Annotated in this window: 15 protein-coding genes and 1 pseudogene; 6 read left to right on the top strand and 10 right to left on the bottom strand. The window is 62.2% G+C overall.

Annotated features, from left to right (window positions below):
- Nucleotides 1-430 precede the first annotated feature (430 nt).
- Nucleotides 431-3,631, top strand: a complete 3,201-nt coding sequence (locus tag VGE08_RS14520) for a S8 family serine peptidase (protein ID WP_331068622.1) — start codon at nt 431-433, stop codon at nt 3,629-3,631.
- Between the two features lie 102 nt (nt 3,632-3,733).
- Here the strand turns inward: VGE08_RS14520 and VGE08_RS14515 are convergent, their stop codons facing one another.
- The gene (locus VGE08_RS14515) at nt 3,734-4,294 is read right to left on the bottom strand and encodes a hypothetical protein (RefSeq protein ID WP_331068621.1); all 561 of its coding nucleotides are present in this window, start codon (nt 4,292-4,294) and stop codon (nt 3,734-3,736) included.
- A 33-nt stretch (nt 4,295-4,327) separates the two neighbouring features.
- Between VGE08_RS14515 and VGE08_RS14510 the strand changes: the two genes are divergently transcribed.
- On the top strand, nt 4,328-5,173 hold the full coding sequence (locus tag VGE08_RS14510; RefSeq protein WP_331068620.1) for a 23S rRNA (adenine(2030)-N(6))-methyltransferase RlmJ: 846 nt from the start codon (nt 4,328-4,330) through the stop codon (nt 5,171-5,173).
- Nucleotides 5,174-5,300: 127 nt separating this feature from the next.
- On the opposite strand, the gene VGE08_RS14505 is transcribed toward VGE08_RS14510, so the two are convergent.
- Entirely contained in the window at nt 5,301-5,909 is a 609-nt protein-coding gene (locus VGE08_RS14505) for a DNA-3-methyladenine glycosylase I (protein WP_331068619.1), read from the bottom strand.
- An 84-nt stretch (nt 5,910-5,993) separates the two neighbouring features.
- Here VGE08_RS14505 and hemB point away from each other — a divergent pair, with 84 nt between their 5' ends.
- Together hemB and aroE are read left to right on the top strand one after the other, a co-directional pair.
- On the top strand, nt 5,994-7,007 hold the full coding sequence (gene hemB, locus VGE08_RS14500; RefSeq protein WP_331068618.1) for a porphobilinogen synthase: 1,014 nt from the start codon (nt 5,994-5,996) through the stop codon (nt 7,005-7,007).
- A 4-nt stretch (nt 7,008-7,011) separates the two neighbouring features.
- Nucleotides 7,012-7,842 carry a shikimate dehydrogenase gene (gene aroE / locus VGE08_RS14495; protein WP_331068617.1) on the top strand — a complete coding sequence of 277 codons (831 nt, stop codon included), beginning with the start codon at nt 7,012-7,014 and terminating at the stop codon, nt 7,840-7,842.
- Between the two features lie 23 nt (nt 7,843-7,865).
- Here aroE and VGE08_RS14490 read toward each other — a convergent pair whose 3' ends face one another.
- The 6 genes and pseudogenes from VGE08_RS14490 to VGE08_RS26560 all read right to left on the bottom strand — a co-directional run.
- Nucleotides 7,866-8,402, bottom strand: coding sequence for a gamma carbonic anhydrase family protein (locus VGE08_RS14490; RefSeq protein WP_331068616.1), 537 nt, complete (start codon nt 8,400-8,402; stop codon nt 7,866-7,868).
- Nucleotides 8,399-10,423: a M3 family metallopeptidase gene (locus VGE08_RS14485; RefSeq protein WP_331068615.1), complete on the bottom strand. Its 2,025-nt coding sequence runs from the start codon at nt 10,421-10,423 to the stop codon at nt 8,399-8,401. The genes VGE08_RS14490 and VGE08_RS14485 overlap by 4 nt, the downstream gene beginning before the upstream one ends.
- 121 nt (nt 10,424-10,544) lie before the next feature.
- The gene (locus VGE08_RS14480) at nt 10,545-11,312 is read right to left on the bottom strand and encodes a sulfite exporter TauE/SafE family protein (RefSeq protein WP_331068614.1); all 768 of its coding nucleotides are present in this window, start codon (nt 11,310-11,312) and stop codon (nt 10,545-10,547) included.
- A gap of 335 nt (nt 11,313-11,647) precedes the next feature.
- Nucleotides 11,648-12,379, bottom strand: coding sequence for a GntR family transcriptional regulator (locus VGE08_RS14475; RefSeq protein ID WP_331068613.1), 732 nt, complete (start codon nt 12,377-12,379; stop codon nt 11,648-11,650).
- Nucleotides 12,380-12,576: 197 nt separating this feature from the next.
- Nucleotides 12,577-12,771 carry an aspartate dehydrogenase domain-containing protein gene (locus VGE08_RS26370; RefSeq protein ID WP_349258703.1) on the bottom strand — a complete coding sequence of 65 codons (195 nt, stop codon included), beginning with the start codon at nt 12,769-12,771 and terminating at the stop codon, nt 12,577-12,579.
- Nucleotides 12,772-12,781: 10 nt separating this feature from the next.
- A pseudogene (locus VGE08_RS26560) lies at nt 12,782-12,865 on the bottom strand (hypothetical protein); the annotation flags it as partial.
- A 276-nt stretch (nt 12,866-13,141) separates the two neighbouring features.
- On the opposite strand from VGE08_RS26560, the gene VGE08_RS14470 reads away from it, so the two are divergent.
- Nucleotides 13,142-13,993, top strand: a complete 852-nt coding sequence (locus VGE08_RS14470) for a TauD/TfdA dioxygenase family protein (RefSeq protein WP_331068612.1) — start codon at nt 13,142-13,144, stop codon at nt 13,991-13,993.
- Nucleotides 13,994-14,061: 68 nt separating this feature from the next.
- On the opposite strand, the gene VGE08_RS14465 is transcribed toward VGE08_RS14470, so the two are convergent.
- Together VGE08_RS14465 and VGE08_RS14460 are read right to left on the bottom strand one after the other, a co-directional pair.
- On the bottom strand, nt 14,062-15,315 hold the full coding sequence (locus VGE08_RS14465; protein WP_331068611.1) for an MFS transporter: 1,254 nt from the start codon (nt 15,313-15,315) through the stop codon (nt 14,062-14,064).
- A 59-nt stretch (nt 15,316-15,374) separates the two neighbouring features.
- Nucleotides 15,375-17,627 carry a TonB-dependent receptor gene (locus VGE08_RS14460; RefSeq protein ID WP_331068610.1) on the bottom strand — a complete coding sequence of 751 codons (2,253 nt, stop codon included), beginning with the start codon at nt 17,625-17,627 and terminating at the stop codon, nt 15,375-15,377.
- Between the two features lie 559 nt (nt 17,628-18,186).
- Here VGE08_RS14460 and aac(6') point away from each other — a divergent pair.
- Nucleotides 18,187-18,657, top strand: a complete 471-nt coding sequence (gene aac(6') / locus VGE08_RS14455; protein ID WP_331068609.1) for an aminoglycoside 6'-N-acetyltransferase — start codon at nt 18,187-18,189, stop codon at nt 18,655-18,657.
- The last annotated feature ends 72 nt before the right edge of the window (nt 18,658-18,729 follow it).

Genomic DNA, 18,729 nt, shown 5'->3' with positions numbered 1-18,729 from the left:
TGCGCCAAAGATCTCACCCATCTGAAGCAACACGCCAGTTCCAGACTGCGATCGATGCAGCGTCGCTGCACGCTGGTCACTGCGTTCTGGAAACAGGCCGAGCTGTTCTGAGCTGTCACCCATTTAAGTGATTCTCAATAGCCGCGCGTCAGGAGTAGCGTCGGCTGCAACGATTGCGCATACGACGTAACCCGTCTGGCCACGGATCTGCAACCAGTCCGATAAAAGTCACGTCTTTTACGGATGTTTCGAAAGCGGCCCGCGCACTTTCGATTCCAAGAACGTGCCGCGTCCAAATGGCAAGCGCCGCGTGATCGTGTCTCTTTTCTCGTTCTGTTCGTGACGTAAGCAGCACGCTCGCCGGCGTGATGCCGGGTGGCCGTTTGCCCGGTTTTTGCGTCCGCGGGTTCAAGAACCTTAGGGGACCATCATGGAAAGAAGCTCTCGCAGGAGGACGGCAGTAGGATCACTGTCGCTGATCGTCACTACCGTGCTGACGGTGGTGGCAGCCGATGCCAGCGCGGCTCAGCGCGCTCGAGAAACCAGCTCCAAACGACTGGAGTCGCGCATGCAGGCGCCAGCACGTTCGCAGTTGAATGATGTCGCACAGCTGTTGCGCAGGTCCGATGCACAGGCTCGTGTTCAGGTTGCCGTTTCGTTGAATACTCCAGCGGTCGGCGATGGCACCGGCAATTCGAAAGCCGATGTGCTGGTCGAGCAAACCGCGTTCATCGGCCGTATCGCACAAAGCGCGCCGAGCGCCACGGTGATCGGCTCGGTGCAGCTGGTGGCGAATACGGTGTTCCTGGAAATCGATGCCGACGAAGTAGCGGCGTTGTCCAACGACCGCGCGGTTACTCGCGTCGCGCCCACCGGCAACTACAAGCGCAACCTCACCGAAACCGTTCCATACATCGGCGCCGAAACGATGCAAGGTCTGGGAGTGACCGGCAAAGGCGTGCGCATCGCGGTGATCGATAGCGGCATCGATTACACGCATGCGGCATTGGGCGGCGCAGGCACCGCCGAAGCTTACGCAAATGCTTGGGGCACCTCGGCGGCCGATCCGCGCAACACTACGACGGATGGCTTGTTTCCTACGGCGAAAGTCATTGGCGGTTACGATTTCGTCGGTGAAGCCTGGAACGGTCAGGCTGGCAGCCCGCCGCTCGCGCCCGATCCGGATCCGATCGCGGCTCCCGATCAAAGCACGTTCGGCGGTCACGGCACGCACGTGGCCGACATCATCGCCGGCAAGAACGGTGTCGCCCCCGATGCGAAGTTGTACGCAATCAAGGCCTGCGCAGTGCCCACATCGAGATGCAGCGGCATCGCACTGATGCAATCGATGGAGTTCGCCGTCGATCCCAATGGCGACGGCGATCCCAGAGATCGCGCCGACATCATCAACATGTCACTCGGCTCCGATTACGGCCAACCGTTCGACGACGACCTGTCTGCGGCGGTGGATCGCGCCACCAAGCTCGGCGCGTTCACAGTCGCAGCGGCAGGCAATGGCTCGGACAAGCCTTTCATCACGGGCTCGCCTGCTGCCGCCGTCACCGCACTGTCAGTTGCTCAGACTGCCGTGCCGTCTGCAGTCGTCGACCTCTTGACGATCGTCTCGCCTGCGGTGACACCGGCTGATCGTGGTGCGATTCATCAATCCTGGTCGACCGCGCTCACGTCGGCCGTGCAGGCTCCGGTGGTGTACACGCCATCGAATGCGCTCGGTTGCACGCCCTTCCCGGCAAACTCGTTGACTGGCGTGATCGCGCTGGTGAATCGCGGCAGCTGCACATTCGCCGACAAGATCCGCAACATTCAGGCAGGCGGCGCATTGCTAGGTGTGATCGGCATGGTCGACGGCACGGCGCCATTCGACGGTGCCTTCGCGGATGGCGTGCCCATCACCATTCCGGGTTACATGATCAGCCTGGCCGACGCCAACGCGATCCGCAGCGGCGCGACCGTGCGCTTCGACCCCGACCACAACTTCCCGTTGATCAGCTCGGTCACGTCCACGTCCTCGCGCGGACCGATGTTCGAAGACTTCCGCATCAAGCCCGAGATCGGCGCGCCGGGTGCGTCGGTATCGGCGATGTCGGGCACCGGCAATCAGTCCGATGCCTTCGGCGGTACTTCCGGCGCGACTCCGATGGTGGCGGGCGCGGCGGCGTTGCTGATGGAGCTGTATCCGACTTTGGCTCCGCAGCGCTTGAAACAATTGCTGATCAACAACGCCGAGGTGGATATCGAGCAGCCGAGCAATCCGTCCGGTGTGATTCCGGATTCGCTGGCACCGATCGCTCGCATCGGTGGCGGTGAAGTTCGTGTCGACCGCGCCGCCAGGGCGACAGCCGGCGCTTACGGCTTCGACCTCGTGAAGAAAGGCACTCGCGGCGGCGGCGTGAGCTTCGGCTTCGTCGACGTGGCCGACAAGGCAGTGCTGGTCAAGCAGCGCGTGCGCGTCTTCAATCGCTCCAAGCAGCCGGCGATATTCAAGGTGCAGCCCACCTATCGCTTCGCCAACGATCGCAACAACGGCGCGGTGAAGATCCATGCGTTGCCGCTGATCGCGGTGCCCGGCAAGGGCGATCGCACCCTCGATGTATTCATGACCATTGAAGGCAGCAAGCTGCGCAACAACCTGATGAACGCGGGCGCGGACGGCCCGAATCCGGTGCCGCTGACGCTGCAGGAGTACGACGGCTACCTGGTGTTCGAGAAGGTCTCGTTGTTCGGCGGCAAGCCGGAGAAATTCTCGCTGCCCTGGCACGTGTTGCCGCGTAGATCGGCGAATACCCAGGTGCTGAGCGGCAAGAACTGGACGGCAGGCCGGGACGGCACGGGCACCATCAAGCTGAAGAACCGTGGCGTCGGTGCCGCGCAGCTGAACACCTACTCGTTGCTGGCGACGAGCCCGAATACGCCGCCGGGCGGACGTGGCGAGAACGCGCCGCGCCCCGATCTGCGCGCGGTGGGTGTGAAAACCTTCCCGGTGCCGACCGATATCTGCACCTCGGGCTATCTGTGGTCGTTCGCGGTGAACATGTGGGAACGCGAGACGCTGCCGGTGGCGGTGGATCATCGCATCTCGCTGGACATCGACAACGACGGCGCCGAGGACTACTGGCTGCTCAATCGCGACGTGTCGTTGAACGCGCTGGATGATGGCCGGCAACTGGCGTGGTCGGTGAATCTCGCCAGCGGCGATGCGGAAGCGTTCTGGTTCGTCGAGCATCCGACCAACTCCAGCACGACGGTGTTGAATGCGTGCCTGGAGCAGTTCGGGTTGACTGCCGACGACGTGGCAGCGCGCCGCCTGATCGGGGTCTCCGTGTATGCCGACGACTTCTACTTCGGCGGTCCTGGCGATGCCATCGAGGGCCTGAAGATCGTGCCCTTCGGCGAACGTTACTTCGCGGAAACGAGCGGCGATCTGGCGGGCGGCGCCAGCGGCAACCTCACGGTGCATGATTTCGGCCAGATTCCCGGCACCACCAAGGAGCTGGGCGTGATGATCCAGACCGATGGCGATCGTTGCGTCACCGCGAGCAACTGTGGTGGTGCGACCCGCGACACCGAGGTGCTGTTCGTCGCACCGCCGGGTGGCAAGATCAAGTTCTGATCATTGGACGATCGACTTCTGGCCTCGGGCAGCAATGCCCGGGGCCTTTTTATTTGATGCGCGGGACTTCGATGCGCGGGACCGCGAACCGTCGCGGCCCGCTCATTCGGCCGGCGCCGGATTCCTGACCTGTTCCTTCACTGGAGGAAACGACAAGCCGTTGGCGCACACGATGAAGTTGCCGCGCCGGTCGGAGTGATACGCGTAGCGGTTGCCAGCGGCCTGCATGACGACGCGGTAGCCGGGCACGATCATCTGCGTATACATCTCGCCAGGCTGCGGACAGCCCATCGCACCGTTCGGCCATTCCTGTTCGGTCGCGCTGACGACGGTAATCGCATCGTGCTTCACCAGTGCGCGGCGTGCCAGATCGTCCTGAAAGATTGCGAGTATTTGCGGCGGCACTTCGCCGCTGCCCTGAGTCACCGCCTCGGTGCTCGGCGCGCGCTGCGGCGAGGCTGGTTTGCCTTCCTTCTCCACGATCGCCCTTCTGTCCTCGACCGATGCGGGCTGCGCAGCATCACGGTCACCTGCATCCTCGCGGGCACCGCTGCTGCAGCCCGCACTCAGCGCCGTCAGCGCCAATACAGCGAGAACGGTACGGCGGCAACGCACCGCAGCTCTCATCGAAGAGCCTCGCGCTGGAGAATTCAGTACGATCATGGCATCTCCCGATAGAGCCTCGAAGTCTCGACTGTGAATTATCGTCATGTGTTCCACGCCGGCAACTTCGCCGATGTCCACAAGCACATCGTGCTGCTGGCCCTGCTCGAACGGCTCAAGCGCAAGCCCAAGCCCCTGTTCTATCTCGACACTCATGCCGGCCGCGGCTGGTACGACTTATTGTCCCACGACGCCTTACGCGGCAACGAATGGCAGGACGGCGTGGGGCGCGTGACAGGCATCAGTCGCGCCAGTCCAGATCTTCGGCGCTATCTGGACGCGGTTAGTTCCCCGGAAGAGATTTCGGCACTCACGACGCGGCGTTATCCAGGCTCTCCGGTGCTCGCCGCTCGGGAGTTGCGCACCGGCGATCGCATCGTGCTCGTGGAAAAGCAGATCGCGGAAGCGCAGGCGCTCGAACAGGCCACTCGCGGCCGACGCGGCGTGTCGGTGGTGTGCGGCGACGGTTATGCCGCGCTGAAAACCTATTTGCCGCCGCGTGAAAATCGCGGGCTGGTGCTGATCGATCCTCCTTATGAATCGGAGCACGAGTTCACCCAGGTCGAGCGCGCGCTGCTGCTGGGATTGAGTCGCTGGCCGAACGGCATGTTCGCGGTGTGGTATCCCATCAAGGCGGGCCGCGAAACACAGCGATTGCACTTGTCGCTGCAAACCTCCGGACTGCGCAAGCTGTTGCTGGTCGAGCTCAGCGTCCGACCCGCCGATTCGCCGCTGGGGCTGAATGGGTCCGGCCTCGTGATCGCAAATCCGCCGTGGCAGTTCGACGAAGAGATCGCACCCGCGCTTCAAGAAGCGCACGCGGCGCTCGCCGAGGATGGCGCCGGTGGCGTGAGCGTTCGCTGGCTCGTGCCGGAATAGCAGCGGTTGGCGGTTGGCGGTTAGTGGCTGGTCAGAACTACTGACCTTGGCGGTTGGCGGTTGGCGGTTAGTGGCTAGTCAGAACTACTGACCTTGGCGGTTGGCAGTTAGTGGCTACTACTAACCACTAACCGCTAACCGCCAACCGCTGCTTAGCCAAAGCCTTGCACTGCTTGTGCCGGAAGCAGCTGGTGAGATGATCGTTCACCATCCCGGTAGCCTGCATGTGCGCGTAGATGATGGTGCTGCCGACGAAGCGAAAGCCGCGCTTCTTCAGGTCCTTGCTGAGCGCATCCGACTCCGGGCTGGTGGCGGGAACCTGGCCGTGCTCGGCGATATTGTTCTGGATGGGCTTGCCGCCCACGAAGCTCCACAAGTGCCGGGCAAAGTCGCCCTGGAAGGCCAGGAATGCCTTGGCATTGCCGATGGCGGCCTCGATCTTGAGCCGGTTGCGCACGATGCCCGGGTCCTTCATCAGCCGCGCCACGTCGCGCTTGCCGAACCTGGCGATACGTTCAGGATCGAAGCCGGCGAAGGCGGCCCGATAGCCCTCGCGCTTGTTGAGAATGGTCGACCAGGACAGCCCGGCCTGCGCGCCTTCCAGGATCAGGAACTCGAACTGGGTGCGGTCGTCCCAGGCCGGCACGCCCCATTCCTTGTCGTGATACTCGATGTACAGCGCGTTGCCGCCGAGCGGCCAGGTGCAACGGGTGGGTTCACGGGTGGCTGATGGCATGGCTTATTATGCAACGGGTGTAGACTTTGGCTGTCTGATAGATCGAGCCGCGAAGTTTGGCAGTCACGCACGCCGGAAGCCGTCATGTTTAATTTGCAATCAGGAGAATTCCCCCGCACGCGCCTGCGCCGCATGCGCTACAGCGATTTTTCGCGCCGTCTCATGCGCGAAACCTCGCTCGGCACCGACAACCTCATCTACCCCATGTTCGTGATCGACGGCCAGTCGCGCCGCCAGAGCGTCGACAGCATGCCGGGGATCGAGCGGGTCAGCATCGATGAGCTGGTGCGCGAGGCCGAATCTCTGGTCGAGCTGGGCATTCCGGCGCTGGCCTTGTTCCCGGTGACCGAGCCCTCGGCCAAGAGCAACGATGGCAAGGAAGCCTGGAATCCCGAAGGCCTGGCCCAGCGCGCGGTGCGCGCCGTCAAGAAAGCCGTGCCGGAGCTGGGCGTCATTACCGACGTGGCCCTGGATCCGTATACCACGCATGGCCAGGACGGCATCACCGATGCTAGTGGTTACGTGGTCAACGACATTACTGTCGAAGCGTTGGTCAAACAGGCGTTGTCGCATGCCGAAGCGGGAGCCGACGTGGTCGCACCGAGCGACATGATGGATGGCCGCATTGGCGCCATTCGCGAAGCGCTGGAGCTGGGCGGGCACATCAACACCCGCATCCTGGCCTATGCGGCGAAATATGCTTCGAATTTCTACAGCCCGTTCCGCGATGCCGTCGGTTCGGCCGGCAATCTCGGCAAGGGCAACAAGTACAACTACCAGATGGACCCCGCCAACTCGGACGAGGCGCTGCGCGAAGTGGCGCTCGACCTGCAGGAAGGCGCGGACATGGTGATGATCAAGCCCGGCCTGCCCTATCTGGATATCGTGCGCCGGGTGAAAGACACTTTCGGCGCGCCCACGTTCGTCTATCAGGTGAGCGGCGAATACGCCATGCAGATGGCGGCGTTTCGCAACGGCTGGCTGGACGAGCGCGCCATCGTATTGGAAACATTGATGTCCATTCGCCGCGCCGGCGCGGACGGGATTCTCACCTATTTCGCCAAGAAGGCGGCGGCGTGGCTCAAAGAAGCGAGATGACGCCATGAACGATAATGCCGTGGATCGCTACGCCGTGGTGGGTTATCCCATCCAGCACAGCTGGTCGCCATTCATTCACGGAATGTTCGCCAAGCAGACCAATCAGGCCATGAGCTACACGCGCATGTCCGTGACGCCGGAGAATTTCGAGCGTGAGGTGGCGGCATTCTTCGCCACTGGCGGCAAAGGATTGAACATCACGGTGCCGCACAAGCAGGCGGCGAATATCGTCACGCGCTACCGGACGCCGCGCGCGGAAATTGCTCGAGCCGTAAACACACTGGCGATGCGGGACGATGGTCTGCTCGGTGACAACACCGATGGCGCGGGGCTGGTCACCGACCTCACACGCAATCTCGGTTTCGACATCGCTGGCACGCGCATTCTGTTACTCGGCGCGGGTGGTGCGGCTCGCGGTGCCATCGGTCCTTTGCTGGCCGAGGGGCCCGAGTGCATCGAAATCGCGAATCGAACCCCGAAACGCGCAGTCGATCTCGCCGAAGAGTTCGAGCGGCTCGGCACGGTGCGCGGCTGCGCCTTCGAAGAAATCAGCGACGGGGTATTCGACCTGGTCATCAATGCCACGTCGGCCAGCCTGCAAGATGACATTCCACCCATTCCTCGCGGCGCCATCGGCCCGGCGACACTGTGCTACGACATGGCGTACGGCAAGGGCGACACATCCTTTACGCGCTGGGCCAAAACCGTGGGCGCGGGACGCGCGGAGACCGGTTGGGGCATGTTGGTAGAGCAAGCCGCCGAATCGTTCCTGCTCTGGCGCGGCATCAAGCCCGATACCAAGCCGGTGCTGGAAGCGCTCAAAGCGCAGGTTTGAAACTCGCCGCGCCCGACAGCCAGTCAGGCGCCAGCCTGCAGATACTCGTTCTTGATCTTGACGTAGTGCGCGGCCGAGTATGTGAGGAACTCGATCTCCTTGTCCGTAAGATCACGCATGCGCCGCGCCGGGCTGCCGACGTAGAGCCCGCGTGACTGCAAGACTTTGCCCGGCGTGACCAGGCTGCCCGCGCCGATCATCACGAAATCCTCGGTCACCACGTTGTCGAGCAGGATCGAGCCCATGCCGATCAGGCATGCGTTGCCGATCGTGCACGCGTGCAACGTGACTCGATGGCCGACCGTAACATCGGAGCCGATGATGAGCGCACGTCCGCCCGGCGCATATGGTCCATCATGCGTGACGTGCAGTACGGACCCATCTTGAATGCTCGTGCGAGCACCGATCTCGATGGAATGCACATCGCCGCGAATGACGGCCGTAGGCCACACCGACGAGTCGTCACCAATCGTGACCTTGCCAATCACGACCGCCGCCGGATCGACATAGACCCGCGCGCCCAATGCAGGCGCGATATTCCGGTAGGTTCGGAGCGTCACGCGGCGAGCCCCAGCTGCTTCAGCAACGGTTCGATCTTCGGCTTCCTGCCGCGGAATTCGACGAAGGCCTCCATCGCATCCCGACTTCCGCCCTGCTCCAGGATCGACGACAAGAACTTGTTCGACACTGCGGGATTGAAGATGCCGCCCTCCTCGAACGCACTGAATGCATCCGCCGCCAGCACTTCCGCCCACTTGTAGCTGTAGTACCCCGCGGCATAGCCGCCCGAAAAAATATGCTGGAAGCTATGCGCAAACCGGTTGAACTCCGGCGGCTTCACCACGGCGACCTGCGCACGCACCTCCTGCAGGATCTCCATGATCCTGCTCGGAGCACCCGGCACGAGCTCGCTGTGAATGCGCAGATCGAACAGCGCGAACTCCAGCTGACGAACGGTCTGCATGGCCGCCTGGAAGGTGCGAGTGCCAAGCAGACGATTCAGCTCCGCCTCGGGCAGTGGCTCGCCGGTTTCGACGTGCGCCGAGATCATCGGAATCACTTCGGCACGCCACGCAAAATTCTCCATGAACTGACTCGGCAGCTCCACGGCATCCCAGGCAACGCCATTGATGCCCGCAATGCTCGGATAGTCGACGCGCGTCAGCATGTGATGCAAGCCATGACCGAACTCATGGAACATCGTCACCACTTCGGAATGAGTCAGCAGCGACGGTTGTGAACCGACCGGCGGCATGAAGTTGCAAACCAGGTAGGCGACCGGCAGCGACGTCGGCCCGCCCAGCCGCTTGCGCCCCACGCACTCATCCATCCATGCGCCGCCGCGCTTCTTGGGGCGAGCATACAGATCGACGAAGAAGCCGCCGCGCAGTGAGCCATCCGCGTTGAGGATGTCGTAGAAGCGAACGTCGGGATGATAGATATCGACGCCGCCGCGCTCGACGATCTTCACTCCATACAATTTCTCGGCGACCGAGAACATCCCGGACAGCACGCGAGGCAATGGGAAGTATGGGCGCAAGGCCTCTTCGGACAGATCGAAGCGCTCGCGCTTGAGCTTCTCGGCATAGAACGCGACATCCCACGCATTCAGCTCGCGGCCGGCAAATTTGGTGAGCTGCTCGAACTCCTGCTGAGCAATGGGCTTGCTCTTGGCAGCCAGCTGCTCCAGGAAAGAGCGCACCTCTGGCACCGACGACGCCATCTTGGTCGCCAGCGAATATTCGGCATAGTTCGGGAAGCCCACCAGCCCGGCGACTTCATGCCGCACGGCGAGGATCTGCTCCATGAGCGCAGTGTTGTCCCATCGGCCCTCATTGCCATCCTGATCCGACGCTCGGGTGCTCCAGCCATGGTAGAAGTCACGACGCAATGGCTCGTGCGCGGCATGCATCATCACGGCCTGATAGTTCGGCGCATCCAGAGTGAACAACCAGCCGCTCAACTGCTTCGCTTCAGCGGCGGCCCGGGCACGCTCGACGATGGGCTTGGGCAGCCCGGCAATTTCCTGCTGCTCGGTGAGGTGACGCGACCAGGCGTTGGTCGCATCCATCACGTTCTCGTCGAACTTCGATTGCAGCGTGGCCAGCTGTTCGACCAGCGCCTTGTAACGCTGCTTCTTGTCCGGCGGCAGCGCTACGCCGGCCAGACGAAAATCGCGCAAGGCGTTCTCGACCAGCTTGCGCTGTCCCGAGGTGAGCTGTGCACCTTCGTTCTTCAGTACCGTTTCGTAAGCCTTGTAAAGACGCTCGTTCTGCGCCAGATCGGTGTTCCAGGCGGTCAGCAAGGGCAGGCAGGCGTTGTAGGCGGCGCGCAGCTCGTCGCTGTTCACCACGCCGTTCATGTGCCCGATGGGCGACCACGTGCGCGACAGGCGATGCTGCATTTCTTCCAGGGGGACAATGACCGACTGCCACGTCGGATTGTCGGTGGCCAGCAGGCGCTCCAGCTCGGCGCGGTTGCTGTCCAGCAGGGCGCGCAGATTCCCTTCCACTTCGGCGGGCTTGATCGCGGAAAATACCGGCAGATCGAGTGAAAAATCGGCAGCGCTGGCAGCAGTCATGTGAACCCCGGATACGGCAGGCGTGAGCGGACCGCCGATTCTAGAGACCTCGGCAGGCCAATGACACCCGCCGGCGCGAGCTCGGCTCGCCCCCGGCGGGATCACTGCCAGATGGGGATGACTAGGCGGATTTCACCCAGTAGATGATGGCGATCGAAACGCCCGCGACGACCACCACCCAGCGCAGCACGGCCGGCGGCAGTCTTCCGGCCAGCTTGCCGCCGAGTGCGCCGCCCAAGAGCGCACCGACGGCCATCATTGCCGCGGCCAGCCAGATCACCTTATCCGAGAACAGAAAAAATATGGCGGCAGCGACGTTCACGCTGAATGCCAGAACCTGCTTCAGCGCATTCAGACGCGTGAGTGTGTCATCGAGCACCAATCCCAACACGGCGAGCAGCAGCACGCTCATGCCGGCACTGAAGAATCCTCCATAGATTGCCGCCGCCGCGATCGGCACGGCCGACAACGCCATGGTGTGATGCTTGTGGTCGGGGTTCGAGAGTCGCTTGACCACGAATTTCTTCACTGGCTCCTGAACCGCCAGCAATAGCGACGCGGCCAGAATCATCCACGGCACGAGGGCAGTGAATGTCCGCTCACCTGTGCGCAGAAGGATCATGCCGCCCACGAGACCACCCAGCACCGCGACCGGCACCAGCAACAGCAGCTGTCCGCGCTGGCCTCTTAGATTGCGCAGCTGCGCGATGGTCGCGCCGAAGTAGCCCGGGCACAGCGCCACCGCATTGGTAACATTCGCCGCCACCGGCGGTACACCCAGCGCAACTAGCACCGGAAAGCTGATCAACGTGCCGCCGCCCGCCAATGCGTTGACCGCACCCGCCCCGATCGCCGCGAGCGCGGCAATCGCCAGATCCCAGGAAGTCATCAAAGAAAGCCTGCCTCGTGTTGTTGTGCCGATGAATTATCGGTCCCAGGTCTCGTTCACGCGCCCTTCGTCCGACACGCCAAGCCAGTGTGATAAGTGATAACCCACCACCGGCAAGCAGGTCTACTCGCGTGTCCGCTGCGCAGACGTCGGCGATGTGTGTGCGCAGTAACTCACCGAGCCGCCAGCTCTCTGCAGGCGTCGGCGCAGACGTGTACACCGTATTTACATACAAAGGCACGATCGGCAACTCGCGTTTGGGACGCGACGATGCCGACCGGGATCATCACACCATGATCGGGACGCAGGCGCGCCGGCCCGAGAAGCTCAAGAACTCACCCCGATCGCCGCGCCGCCGCCTGCTCCGACGAACCAGCAGCCGCAGCCGCTTCCTCTTCTTCCTGCTTGAGCTTGGCCACGATCGCCTTGCGCGCATTCGCCAGATGAGTGGCCATCGCCTTGGCCGCAGCCTCGGGATTGCGCTCGACGATGGCTTCGATCAAGCGATCCCACTCCTGCATGCCATCTTCGAGACGATGCGGTTCAGCCATCGATCGCATGCGCAGATAATTGACGCGCGTCAACAGCTGGCGCGCCATATCCGAGATCACCTTGCTGCCCGAGCCATTCAGGATGGTCTCGTAGAACTCGCCAGCCATGATGGCCAGCTCTCGCACGTCGCCCTTGTTGAGCACCTTGCGCAAATCCTCGTGGATGCGCACCAGCTTCTTGATGGCGTTCTCGTCGGCAATCGCCACGAAACGCTCGACTGCCGACGTCTCCAGCATTTCGCGCAACAGATAAATGTCTTCGGCGTCTTTCGACGAGACCACCGCAACAGTGATATTGCGGCGCTTGCCAACTTCAATCAGGTTCTCCGCTTGCAACTGGCGCAGCGCTTCACGCACCGAGGTGCGGCTGACGCCAAGCGCCTCGCACAACTCGCGCTCTACCAACCTCATACCCGGCGGATACAGCCCGCGGCTGATAGCGCTGCGGAGCTTGTCCAGCGCGTGTTCACGCACCAGCGTGGGGTTTTCGACGATTCGCAGATCCTGGTATTCCAAGGTCCTTCCTCAAACTTGCTTGCCGGAGATCCTACGCGACCACGCTGCGCTCGAACCAAACGCGACGGTCCGGAGCAGCGACTCAATTGCAGAAAGATGCTGGCGTCGACCGCTAGCAAATGCCCGAGATGGGCAAGGCACCGCCGAGGCGGGCGCATTGCAGGATACTGTACGCTGTCAGCGCCGAAATTTTCGGATTATCGGCCGCTGCACGCGCGAAAATATTCAAGCGGAAATGACCGAACGAGCCTCGTGCCTCGATCCGCCCGAGCGGATTCGGTGACGTTGCGCGACGACACCCGCCGCACCCGGGTCGCGTCCATTCCCACGCACACCAATGCTATTGCCAGGGCCACATTGACGTTCTTGGGATAAATCAAAGCCGCCTTCATTTCTGATTGCGTCGTCCGCGAGCACGCCGACGCAGCAGATCACTACGTCGATTCCCGCTCGCAGCAACGGCGCAGCGAGCTCTTCAACAGCTGAATGGCCTGCGCACTTCCAGCACGGTCTGTGGACGCGCCTCGATCAGGGCCTGAACATCAACTGCCTCACTGCTGCCGCCCGCGGAATGCGTCATGTGTATTTGATAATATCGTATGACCATACTACCTTTGTGCCGCATCTTTATCCGTAAAGTCCCCAGGCCGTGGCCGTCCCAAAGCGCGTCCCGGCAGCGATCATCGCCACGTTCGCTCAGGGTTCGTTAGATTTGCCGTTGCAAATTCGTTGATAAAGATCGTTCGCGACATCGAGATACTCATGGCCGTCAACCCGCAGCCAGCCATTTCGCCCAGCCAGAGCTACCAGACCCTCAGGGCCAACCGGCTTACGCCGACCATCGGTGCCATCGTCTCCGGCATCGATCTCACTCAACCTCTGAGCGAGCGGCAGGTCGCCGACCTGAATCAGGCGCTTGCCGACCATCAGGTGATTTTCTTCCGTGAGCAGCGGCTCGATCCGGCGTCATTGAAGCGCGTCGGCCGATACTTCGGCGAGCTGCAGATCCATGCATTGCAGGGCCTGCCGGATCATCCCGAAGTGCGCAAGTTGCAAGCGGATGCAGACTCGAAGCATGTCGCTGGCGAGGAATGGCACACCGACATGTCGTGCGCGACGATTCCTCCGATGGGCAGCATCCTGTATCTGCACACGCTGCCGACGTTGGGGGGCGATACGGTGTTCGCGAGCATGTATGCCGCCTACGACGCATTGTCCGATCGCATGAAGGCCTATCTCGAGGGCCTCACTGCGACCCACGATGGCAAGCTCGCCTTCGGTCGCTTCAATCCTGACGGCAAATTTCCGGTTGCGGTTCATCCGGTCATTCGCACGCATCCGGTGACAGGTCGCAAAGTGCTGTTCGTGAACAAGGGCTTCACGGCACGCATCAACGACCTGCCTGAAACCGAGAGCGCCGCGCTTCTACAGTTCTTGTTCCACCATTGCGAGAACGCGTACTTCCAAGTGCGCTTCCGCTGGGAGCCGCATTCGGTGGCGTTCTGGGACAACCGTTGCACGCAACATCTGGCGATCTGGGACTACTACCCGCAGTTGCGCTCCGGCTTCCGCGTGCAGATCGCCGACAAAGGCGGTCCGAAGGAATCGGCTTGAGCCAGCCCCCCCGACTTATCGAGGCATGCCCGGGTCGCGTCATCGCTCCCGGGCTTTTTTTGGGCCGGTCACGTCACCGAAACGGGGCCACCGCGAGCGCGCTCGCCGTAGGGCCGAAGCAGCAGTACCAGCACGATCGCCAGCACGCACAGCGGCACTCCCAGCACCAGAATGGCTCGATACGAGCCGGTGGAGTCATACACCGCACCGAAGGCCAGCGGACCCAAGCTCATCGCCACCATCACTGCCGAAAACATCGCACCGAAAATTTGCGCGAAGTGCTTCAGGCCGAAGTAACGACTGGTTAGATACGCGAGCATGTCGACCTCGGCACCGAGGCTCACGCCCAATATGATGGCTGCCACCGTGAACACCCAGATCGGCATCTGCAGGGACAGCAACGCAAGCCCGACCGCCGACAGCAAAAAGAACAGGAAAGCGATGTGGCGCGCGTCGTAACGGTCCACCAGGAAGCCAATCAACAAACGCCCGCCGAAAGCCGACCAGCCAAACCCGGACGCCAGCCACGATGCCTGGCTCACCGGAACACCGCGATCCTGCAGCATGGGCACCATGTGCGCGATCAGGCCGTACAGCACGAACGCCAGACCCGAGAACATCGTGATCAAACTCCAGAAGTCGCGTCGCTGTATGGCTTCGCTCAGCGAATCGCCGCGCGCCACAGGATGAGCGACGACTGCGTCGGACGCCGCGCCGTCCGGGTGCAAGCCCAATGACTGCGGTTTCTCGTGCAATAGAAACAAGACCATCGGCAGCGTGAACAGCAGCATGATCAGGCCGAGGCCGAAGTAGCCGCCGCGCCAGCCGAAGTGCGACACGAGTTGCTCCGTCACCAGCGGCACATAGCCAAACCCCAGGCCCGTGCCGCTGCCGGCGATGCCGATGGCCAGCCCACGCCTGCGATCGAACCACGCGGTCAACACGCGCATGTAGGGCACACTGTTCGTGCCGACGGCGATGGTGCCCATCGCGACGTATAGTGCGATGAACTGCCAATACGAATCGATCATCGAGGCCGCAATGAAACACAGGCCGAAGATGATGATGGATGGCACCAGCACCTGCTTCGCGCCGCAGCGGTCGACCAGTCGCCCCATGAACGGCAGCGACAGGGCCGTACACAACATCATCACCGACACAGCCGCGCTGATCGCCGTGCGGCTCCAGCCAAACTCCTCACCGATCGGGCCACCCAATAGAAACAGCGAAGCCAGCCCGAACGCCGCCGGCCCGGTGGAGATGCCTAGCAGGCACACCACGACGGTGGACCAGCCACGCCAGAAAGTTCTCTGCTCAGTCATGAAGGGCCCGGCAAATCGCGCCAGCCGTTTGGGAACGGCCGCCGCAACTCGCAATGGTCTTAGAAGCGCGTCGAAACACGCACGCCGATGGTACGTGGCCGCGTGGTGTAGACGCGATAACCGTCGCCCGTCACACGCAAGCCGATCTCCGGCACTTCATCTGTCACGTTGTCGACAAACAGGCTGGTATCCCAAGCCTCCCAGTGCACGCCCAGACGCAGGCCGACCAGGAAATAGTCGCCGGCCTCCTGATAGTCATCGAAGGTGCTGTTGAAGTTGGTGTACGAAGCGCCGCGATAGTTGAAGTTGGTGTTGGCGTAGCCAGTGAGCGATGCCGAGAGCGGCAATTCATACTGCGCCTGGCCAGCGAACGACCACTTCGGCGTGTAGGGAATCCGGTCGCCGTCGAAGCCATACGGCATCGGGTCTTCGTCCGGATCGGTCGGCGGCGGCGGCACGGGCATGTCTTCCGACAGGCGCGAGTCGGTGTAGGTCGCACCCAACGACAACGACAGCCGGTTGGTGGGCTGCGCGTTCACCGTGAGCTCGAAACCGTTGACGTAGCTCTTGCCGGCATTGCCGATGTACACGAATGTGCCGCCCGGATCGGTCAGTGAAATCTGCTGATCGGTCCAGTCGATGCGATAGATGGCCAGCTCGGTGTACATCGCGCGATTGAAGAAGTAACTCTTGGCGCCGACTTCATAGCTCCACAAAGTGTCCGAATCGTATGCATCCGGGACGGTGATGCGCTGTTCAGCCGCTGCATCGGAATTGTTCGCGCCGCCGGGACGGAAGCCGGAAGCAACACGCGCGTACAACGTCGTGTCGTTGGTCACCGCATAGGCCAGCGCAAAGTTGTAGCTCAGCTCGTCTTGCGTTGTAACCACATCGAGCGACAGGATGTCCGCGGTCTGCACCGGCATGACCACCGGATGGCGCAGGCCCTGGTGGGTGATGTTGCGCTGGCCGATGTCGGCCTCGTAATAGCGCAACCCCACCATCGCCGTCAGCTGCTCGGTCAGCTTGTACTCGAGCTCGCCGAAGGCGGCGAACTGATCGATAGTGACCAGACTCGTCCAGGAGTTGACGTCGTCACGCGCGAAACCCGCGGCCACGCAGTCGTAGTGGAAATTGCAGGGTGCAAGGCCGGTTACTGAATCGGCCACCAGCGCGGCGTTCTGCGACTCGGATTCCTGCTCCGCGTAGAACACGCCGGTCACGAACTGCAGCGGGCCCTCGAAGGATGAAGCGAAACGCAGTTCCGAGGAGAGGTTGGAAATATCCTGCGCCTGGTGATACGCGAGATCCACACCGAGATTGAAGCGGTCGGCGGTCGGCGTGCTATCGCGCGAGAAGAACAGCTGGCGGTCCATGTAGGAAGCCGTGCCGGTGAAAATGCCGAAGCCCGCGTCGTAGTCGGCGATCACGCTGAACAGCTTGATCTCGTCCTCGAACGGCTCCTGCGTGGGCGATACGTTCTGGTATTCGGGCTGGCCGAATTCGAAGTACTGCGAACCGTCCGCTTCGCTTTCCTGATACAAGCCCATCACCGTGACTTTGAACGCGTCGGTGACGTGCGAGGTCAGCGACAGACGGCCGCCCCACACGGTTTGATCGTTGACATCTTCGAAGCGGCGGCTATCGCGATTCTGATCGATGTAACCGCCACCCGTGTCGCCCCACACCACGGCGCGTGCACCGAGTTTGTCCTGGATCAGAGGCACGTTGGCCACCGCCTCGCCCTGAAACAATTCGTTGCCGTCCTTGACGCCGGCCGCCGCGCCGGTGAAAGCGAACGAGGCTTTCGACAAGTCGGGCTTGTTGGTGATGAAACGCACTGTGCCGCTCATGGAACCCGCACCGAAGAGCGTGCCTTGCGGGCCTTTGAGAATTTCCACGCGCTCCATGTCGTGCAGCTGGATATTGGGCTGATTGTCGCTGCCGCCGTCCAGGCCGAGACCGGTGATGACAGCTTCGTCGAAGTACAAGCCGACTGTGGGCTTGCCCGATGAGGAGATGCCGCGAACGATGATCTGGTTGTCACCTACGCCACGATTGTTCACCTGAATGGAGGGATCGAGGCGCGAGAAATTTTCCAGCGAAAACGCCTGGCTCTCCCGGATCGCATCGCCGCTCACCGCGCCGATGGCCGCGGGAATGTCCTTCATGGTCGTCTCGCGCTTGGTGGCGGTGACGATGAGTTCCTCCACCACCAGCTCCTGAGCATTGGCGACCGTTACGGCGGCCGTTGCCGCGAGTGTAACCGCATGGCCCATCCTGCCAGCGAACCGGCTATTCATGACTCTCATGCACGCTCCTCAGAGTTAAGCAATCCGTGCGGGCATCGAACCCCACCCCAACGTTCGAGACTGCGATTGACGCAGGCAACCTGCATGCGCTCGCGAGCGGCTACGTCGTGGCCGCTCACAACATGGCCACGCCGGATGGGTCACCAAGGATCCTGTTTGGGGAAGCGATCCTTCGCTGCGCGAAGACTACGCCGGCCGTTCCACGCATTTGCTGTCCGTTGCTGGCAAGGGCACTGACCGAACGTTACTACGGCAAGCGGCCGGCGTGCTCGTATTTTCGCGGCTGCTCTACCGGACTGCGCAACTGCGTATACGAAGTACATGGGCAAGGGCGATGTGAACGACGAGGCGAATTGGGTCAGCGCGTCTCCGAAGAAGCAACCGGTCGATTGAGAAGCAACCGGACGATTGCCTCGCTTGGGTTCGCGCGCCGAAGTGGTTGTCGGGCCAAACCGATCGAGGAGCTTGCCAAGGGCAACGATGGAGAAGATTCTGTCGACGAGAGCTGGTGCCGCCCTGACGCGGCCTCGAGGTTCATGAAGCGCTGGAAGCACGAGGCATGACAAGCATTCGGCACGTCGAACAGAAGGATCTAACGTCTTGGCTGCGTCTGAGACATGCATTGTGGCCCGATGCTTCGGAGCAGGAGCATCGGGCCGAGATCCAGCGGTTTCTCTCCGGCTCCGCGCGCGAGCCGCAAGCGGTGCTGGTCGCATGCGACGAACACAGTGGCGCACTCATCGGTTTCGCGGAGCTGTCGATCAGAGCCTACGCCGAAGGCTGTCACACCGATCGCGTGGCGTTCCTCGAAGGTTGGTACGTCGCGCCGGAATTCCGCCGGCGTGGGATTGCTCGCGCACTCGTCGCCGCCGCCGAAGAATGGGCCACGAGCAATGGGTGTACCGAATTCGCCTCGGACACGGAGATCGACAACGACGTCAGCGCTGCCGCACACCGCGAATGCGGCTTTGTCGAAGTTGGCGTGATACGTTGTTTTAGAAAAGAGCTGTCCGACGAGGACCGGTCCTGATCCAACCGCGGCCCCGCGAATAAAAAAGCCGGGCGAGGCTCGCGCCTGGCCCGGCTTCGCTCCGTCGCGCGC

Origin of the sequence: Steroidobacter sp., assembly GCF_036406195.1 — a bacterium.
Lineage (GTDB): Bacteria > Pseudomonadota > Gammaproteobacteria > Steroidobacterales > Steroidobacteraceae > Steroidobacter.
This window is presented reverse-complemented; position numbering and strand designations above follow the sequence as displayed.